Raw genomic sequence first — 5,401 nt, 5'->3', positions numbered from 1 at the left:
GGGCGGGCTTGCGGTCGCAGGCGCTCAGCGCGGCGACCAGGCCGAGGGCGGCGAGGGGGAAAGGCTTCAACGACATCGCGAACATCACTCCTGAACGCCGCCCCGGCCAGCGGGCTCCACCCTGCCTTGCGTGGCCCGGCCCGTCCATGGGCGCATTCGGAGCCAGGGCCCGGTCGCCAATCGGCGCGAACCGGGTTAGATCGGCGACGGGCTGAACGGGGACGGGCGATGAAGCGTCAAGGGTTGTGGCTGCCGCTGGCGGCGAGCGCGCTGGTGCTGGGCGCGTGCTCGACGACCGCGCCGCCGGTCTCGATGACCGCTCAGAAGACCGCGCGGGCCCCGGACGGCATGAAGTGGAACTACTTCGGCACGCCCGAGAACGACAAGCGGCTGGCCTATGGACTGCCCGACAGCGACGTGGTCGGGATCATCTTCTCGTGCCGCCGCAAGGCGCCCGCCGTGGGTTTTCACACGACCCTGTCCAAGGGCAGGCCAGGAAACGGCACGGCGAGTTTCCGGTCCGGCAAGGCCCAGGGCCGGTACGCCGCCAAGCTGACCCCGTCCGAGATTTCCGACGGCCTGGACGCGGTCGGCGAGATCCCCCTGGCCGACGCCGTGCTGGCCGCCTTCGAGAACACCGGCCTGATCAGCCAGGTCGAGGACAAGGTCTATGCCCAGGACGCCCGCACGGCGGCCGAGCGGGCGGACATCAAGCGCTTCTTCAGCTTCTGTCGCGGCTGATCGGCGCTCGTCCGCCCTCCTCGCATTTTGGGCGAGGACCTTTCGGTTGACGCCCGCCGGAGGCGCCTTCAAATGAGGGCGCCCGCGCCGGGGTGGACAATATGGTCGCGACCCACGAGATGGACGACCAAGCCGCCTTTCTCCAGAGAGTCGAGGCCCTGCGCGCCGGGGTGGACCGGCGGCTGGCCGAACTGGCGCCGCCCGCGGGTTCGGCGCCCGACCGGTTGGTCGAGGCGGTCCGCTACAGCTTGCTGGCCCCCGGCAAGCGCTTTCGCCCGATGCTGACCCTGCTGGCCGCCGCCGAGCTCGGCGCGCCCGAGGGGGCGGCGCTGGACGTGGGCTGCGCGTTCGAGATGATTCATGCCGCCTCGCTGATCCTGGACGATCTGCCGGCGATGGACGATGCGGGCCTGCGGCGCGGCCTGCCGACCATCCACCGCGCCTTCGACGAGGCCACGGCGATCCTGGCCGGGGTGGGCCTGCTGAACCAGGCCTATGCGGTGATCGCCGCCGACCGGGGATTGCCTGCGCCGCTGCGCGCCGAGTTGGCCGGCCGCGCGGCCCAGGCGGTGGGCTTTTCGGGCCTGATCGCCGGTCAGGCCCGCGACCTGTTCGACCGCGACCAGCTGCGGGACCCGACCGCCCTGGACCGTCTCAATCACGAGAAGACCGGGGTGCTGATCATCGCCGCGGCCCAGGGCGGGGCGCTGGTGGCCGGGGCGCCCGAAGAGGCGGTCGAGGCGATGGGCGTCTTCGCGCGCCACGTCGGCCTGGCCTTCCAGATCCGCGACGACCTGATCGACGCCCAGGCCTCGCCCGAGACGGCCGGCAAGGATGTCGGCAAGGACGCGGCCATGGCCACGGTGGTCTCGACCCTGGGAACCGCCGGCGCCCGCCAGGTCATGGAGGAGCATCTGGCCAAGGCCTCGGGAGCCCTGGCCCAGGTCGGCTGCGGCGACCTGCTGAGCCGCTACGTTGGCGACCTGTTCGCGCGGCGCAAGGCGGCGGCGTGACCGCCGAACCCGTTTCGCCGGACCTCGTCGTCGCCGCCCCCGTCCTGACCGTGAGCGGCGCGGTCCACGCCTATGGCGGCAAGCCCGCCTTGCGCGGCGTCGACCTGGTGCTGCGTCCCGGCGAGATCTATGCGCTTCTGGGCCCCAACGGGGCGGGCAAGACCACCCTGATCCGCGCCATCTGCGGACGCATCCGGCCCGACCAGGGCGTGGTCCTGGTCAAGGGGCTCGACCCCACTCGCGTGGCGGGCGCACGGTCCGGCCTGGGCCTGGTTCCCCAGGAGATCGCCCTCTATCCGAACCTGACGGTGGCCGAGAACATCCAGACCTTCGCCGCCCTGGCCGACGTGCCGCGCGCCGGCCTGGCGGCGGCCGTGACCCGCGCCCTGGAGCTGACCCGCACGCTCGATCGCGCCCATGTGCCGATCAAGCACCTGTCGGGCGGCTACAAGCGCCGGGCCAACATCGCCGCCGCCATCGTCCACCAGCCCAGCCTACTGATCCTGGACGAACCGACCGTCGGGGTGGACCTGGACGCCCGCGAGGCGGTGGACGCGGTGATCCGGGGGCTGCGCGACGTGGGCGTGGCCGTGCTGATGACCACTCATGACCTCGACCAGGCCGACGCCCTGGCAGACCGGGTCGGCTTCCTGAGCGAGGGCCGGCTGGTGCTGGAGGGCGAGCCCCATGCGCTGATCGCCGAGGCGTTTGGCGAGCGGATGGAAGTCCAGGTCCATCTGGGCCACGAGATCGACGCCGCCGACGAGGCCCGTCTGATCGCCGAGGGCTTGGAGCGCACCAGCCGGTCGACGGTGTGGGCGCGGCTCGAAGCCGACGGCTACGCGGCGGCTGGAAGATTGGGCAGGCGGCTGCGCGAGGCGGGGCTGACGCCGCGCGAGATCCGGGTGCGCGAACCGTCCCTGGCCCATCTGTTCACCCTGGTGGCCGACCGAAAGCTGGCGGCGTGACGCTCGCTTTCGCAAGAGGAGCCCTCTGGAAGATCGCCGCCATGGTGCGGGTGATGGCGCTGGACCTCTGGCGCGATCGCGGCGCCTTGCTGATGACCTTCCTGCTGCCGCCGCTGGTGTTCCTGATTTTCTCCTCGGTGTTCGCCGGGACGACGGGCGACGACATCCAATTGAAGCTGGCCGTGGCTGATACGGCCCGCACGGCGGACTCCGGGCGGCTGGCGGCGGCCCTGGTCGCCTCGCCCGAGGTCCGCGCCGAGCTGGCGCCGACGGCTGAAGCGGTGCGGCGGCGGGTCAAGGCCGGGCAGGCCGACGCCGGCCTGGTGATCCGGGCCGATCCGGCCTCGGCCGACAAGCCGTTCCTGATCATCGCCGATCCCAGCCGGGCGGTGGCCGCGCCCCTGGCCCAGGCCCGGGTGCAGCAGGTGCTGGCCAACGCTCTTCCGGACGTCACCCTGCGCCGCACGGTCACCCAGCTGGAGCCCGCCCTGGGCGGCTTCACCGACGAGCAGATCGAGAACGCCGACAGCGCCGCGGCGCTGATGCGCCAGACCCCGACCGACGACGACGGCGGCTTCTTCGAGCGCGAGGCGATCAAGAACGCCAAGACCGGCGGCGGGGTGATCGCCTACTACGCCGGGGCGGTGATGATCCTGTTCGCGCTGTTCTCGGCGATGCAAGGCGCGCTGGGCCTGATGGACGAGCAGAGCACGGGCGTGGCCGACCGCCTGCTGGCCGGCACGGCGGGCATGGGGCCGGTGGTCAGCGGCAAGTTCCTGTTCCTGGTCGGCCAGGGCGTGGCGCAGGCCGTGCTGATCTTCGCCACCGCCCAGGTCGTCTACGGCGTGGCGGTGGTCCCGCACCTGGCGCTATGGCTGCCGACCACCCTGGCGGCGTCGGCCTGCGCGGCGGGCGTCGCGCTGGGACTTGTCTCGCTGTGCCGCACGCGCGAGCAGGCGCAGATGCTGTCGACCTTCGTGATCCTGGTCCTGGCGGCCATCGGGGGCAGCATGGTGCCGCGCTTCCTGATGCCCCCCTGGCTGCAGACGGTGGGCTGGTTCACGCCCCATGCCTGGACCATCGAGGCCTATCAGGCGATCCTCTGGCGCGACGCCGGCCTCGGCGGGGTGTATAAGGCTTGGTGCGTGCTGACCGCCGTCGGGCTGTTCGGACTGGTGGTCGCGCACACCTTGGCGCGCCGGCTTCGGCGATGATTCGGATGACGATGGCGACCCTCGGTCTCAACCTGGCCCTGTTCCTGGCGGCTCTGGCCTTCATGGAAGGCTTCGCCTGGGTCATGCATCGCTATGTGATGCACGGCTGGGGCTGGGTCTGGCACCGCTCGCATCACGAGCCGCGCGCCGGCCGGTTCGAGCTGAACGACCTGTTCGCGGTGGTGTTCGCCGCGCCCGCCATCGTGGCGATCTATTTCGGGGTGCACGGCGTGCCCTGGCTGCTGCCTGTCGGCCTGGGGATCACGGCCTATGGCGCGATCTATTTCATGTTTCACGACGGCATGGTGCACCAGCGGTTCAAGGTCCCGTTGGGCAAGTCGCGATATTGGAAGCAACTGATCCAGGCCCATCGGATCCATCATGCGGTGCACACCAAGGACGGGGCGGTGTCGTTCGGCTTCCTGCTGGCGCGGCCGGTGCGGGAGCTGAAGGCCAAGCTCAGGGCGCGGGGTGTCGACGCCTAGGACGATCAACGAAGAGAGCGGCGGTGCGGCCGCTCGGATTGGGGAGGGGACCATGACCGAGACGACGATCAAGACGCCTTGGCATCTGTGGCTGGTCGGCGTCGTCGCCGTATTGTTCAACGCCATCGGCGTCTTCGATTTCGTGATGAGCATGACGCAGGGCGCGGCCTACATGACCAGCGCGGGCATGACGCCGGCCCAGATCGACCACTATCATCAGATGCCGGCCTGGATGACCCTGGATTGGGCCGTCGGGGTGTTCGGGGCTTTCGCGGGTTCGATCCTGATCCTGTTGCGCAACAAGCTGGCCTGGCCGGTCCTGGCCGTGTCGCTGGCGGCCTTCCTGCTCAGCCTGGCCTACACCTACGTCCTGACGGACGGGGGCAAGATCATGGGCCAGCAGATGGCGGTTGCGAGCGCGGTGATCGCGGGGCTGCTGGTGTTCTTCATCGGGTATGCGTGGGCGATGACGCGGCGCGGGGTTCTGCGGTAGGGCGGCGGTCCCCCTCCGGCCCTGCGGGCCACCTCCCCCAAAGGGGGAGGATCTGCGTGACCAGATGCTCCCCCTTTGGGGGAGCTGTCGCGAAGCGACTGAGGGGGTCTTTGGCAGGCACGGCTTATCGATCTCACGCGGAAACCGCTGAGCGGATGAAAAGGGTCGCGGAGCGCCGGACGACGTCCGGAGTTTGAATAAGAATACCGTTTCGACGAAGCCTGCCGCTCCGCGCGGTCGTTATCCGGAAGCCCGCGACGCTGAGCCTTGTTAGGGCCTCGCCGCCTTGAAGCCTCCGACGGGCGGGCCAGGGCAACGCCCCCAGTCCCGGACCGCGAGCCTGTCACCGCCCGCCTGTCGCCAAGTCAGCCCTCACGCCACGTCGTTTTTGTGTTCCAGGCCCGACCGGCTCCAGAGACGTGAGGTTTGACGCTGTCCCTACGCACGCGGACAACACCGCCGACAGAGCTTCCCGCTCGATCGCCCC

6 protein-coding genes are annotated in these 5,401 nt (G+C 70.4%); all 6 read left to right on the top strand.

Annotation, left to right across the window (positions count from 1 at the left end):
- Positions 1 to 228 precede the first annotated feature (228 nt).
- The 6 genes from WAL33_RS15625 to WAL33_RS15600 all read left to right on the top strand — a co-directional run bounded on the left by WAL33_RS15625 (position 229) and on the right by WAL33_RS15600 (position 4,914).
- Positions 229 to 741, top strand: coding sequence for a hypothetical protein (locus WAL33_RS15625; RefSeq protein WP_422182444.1), 513 nt, complete (start codon positions 229 to 231; stop codon positions 739 to 741).
- 101 nt (positions 742 to 842) lie between these two features.
- Positions 843 to 1,754, top strand: a complete 912-nt coding sequence (locus WAL33_RS15620; RefSeq protein ID WP_422182443.1) for a polyprenyl synthetase family protein — start codon at positions 843 to 845, stop codon at positions 1,752 to 1,754.
- Positions 1,751 to 2,722 (top strand): ABC transporter ATP-binding protein, encoded by a 972-nt coding sequence (locus tag WAL33_RS15615; RefSeq protein ID WP_422182442.1) that lies wholly within the window; start codon positions 1,751 to 1,753, stop codon positions 2,720 to 2,722. The genes WAL33_RS15620 and WAL33_RS15615 overlap by 4 nt, the downstream gene beginning before the upstream one ends.
- Positions 2,719 to 3,936, top strand: coding sequence for an ABC transporter permease (locus WAL33_RS15610; RefSeq protein WP_422182441.1), 1,218 nt, complete (start codon positions 2,719 to 2,721; stop codon positions 3,934 to 3,936). The genes WAL33_RS15615 and WAL33_RS15610 overlap by 4 nt, the downstream gene beginning before the upstream one ends.
- 5 nt (positions 3,937 to 3,941) lie before the next feature.
- Positions 3,942 to 4,421 (top strand): sterol desaturase family protein, encoded by a 480-nt coding sequence (locus WAL33_RS15605; protein WP_422182440.1) that lies wholly within the window; start codon positions 3,942 to 3,944, stop codon positions 4,419 to 4,421.
- A 52-nt stretch (positions 4,422 to 4,473) separates the two neighbouring features.
- Positions 4,474 to 4,914: a hypothetical protein gene (locus WAL33_RS15600; protein WP_422182439.1), complete on the top strand. Its 441-nt coding sequence runs from the start codon at positions 4,474 to 4,476 to the stop codon at positions 4,912 to 4,914.
- Positions 4,915 to 5,401: the final 487 nt, after the last annotated feature.

Source organism: Caulobacter sp., assembly GCF_049283275.1.
Lineage (GTDB): Bacteria > Pseudomonadota > Alphaproteobacteria > Caulobacterales > Caulobacteraceae > Caulobacter.
This window is presented reverse-complemented; position numbering and strand designations above follow the sequence as displayed.

Bases quoted from the DNA above. Each gene is read 5' to 3' on its own strand.
- WAL33_RS15605 (WP_422182440.1), top strand. From the start codon at position 3,942: ATGACGATGGCGACCCTCGGTCTCAACCTGGCCCTGTTCCTGGCGGCT.
- WAL33_RS15625 (WP_422182444.1), top strand. From the start codon at position 229: ATGAAGCGTCAAGGGTTGTGGCTGCCGCTGGCGGCGAGCGCGCTGGTG.
- WAL33_RS15600 (WP_422182439.1), top strand. From the start codon at position 4,474: ATGACCGAGACGACGATCAAGACGCCTTGGCATCTGTGGCTGGTCGGC.
- WAL33_RS15620 (WP_422182443.1), top strand. From the start codon at position 843: ATGGTCGCGACCCACGAGATGGACGACCAAGCCGCCTTTCTCCAGAGA.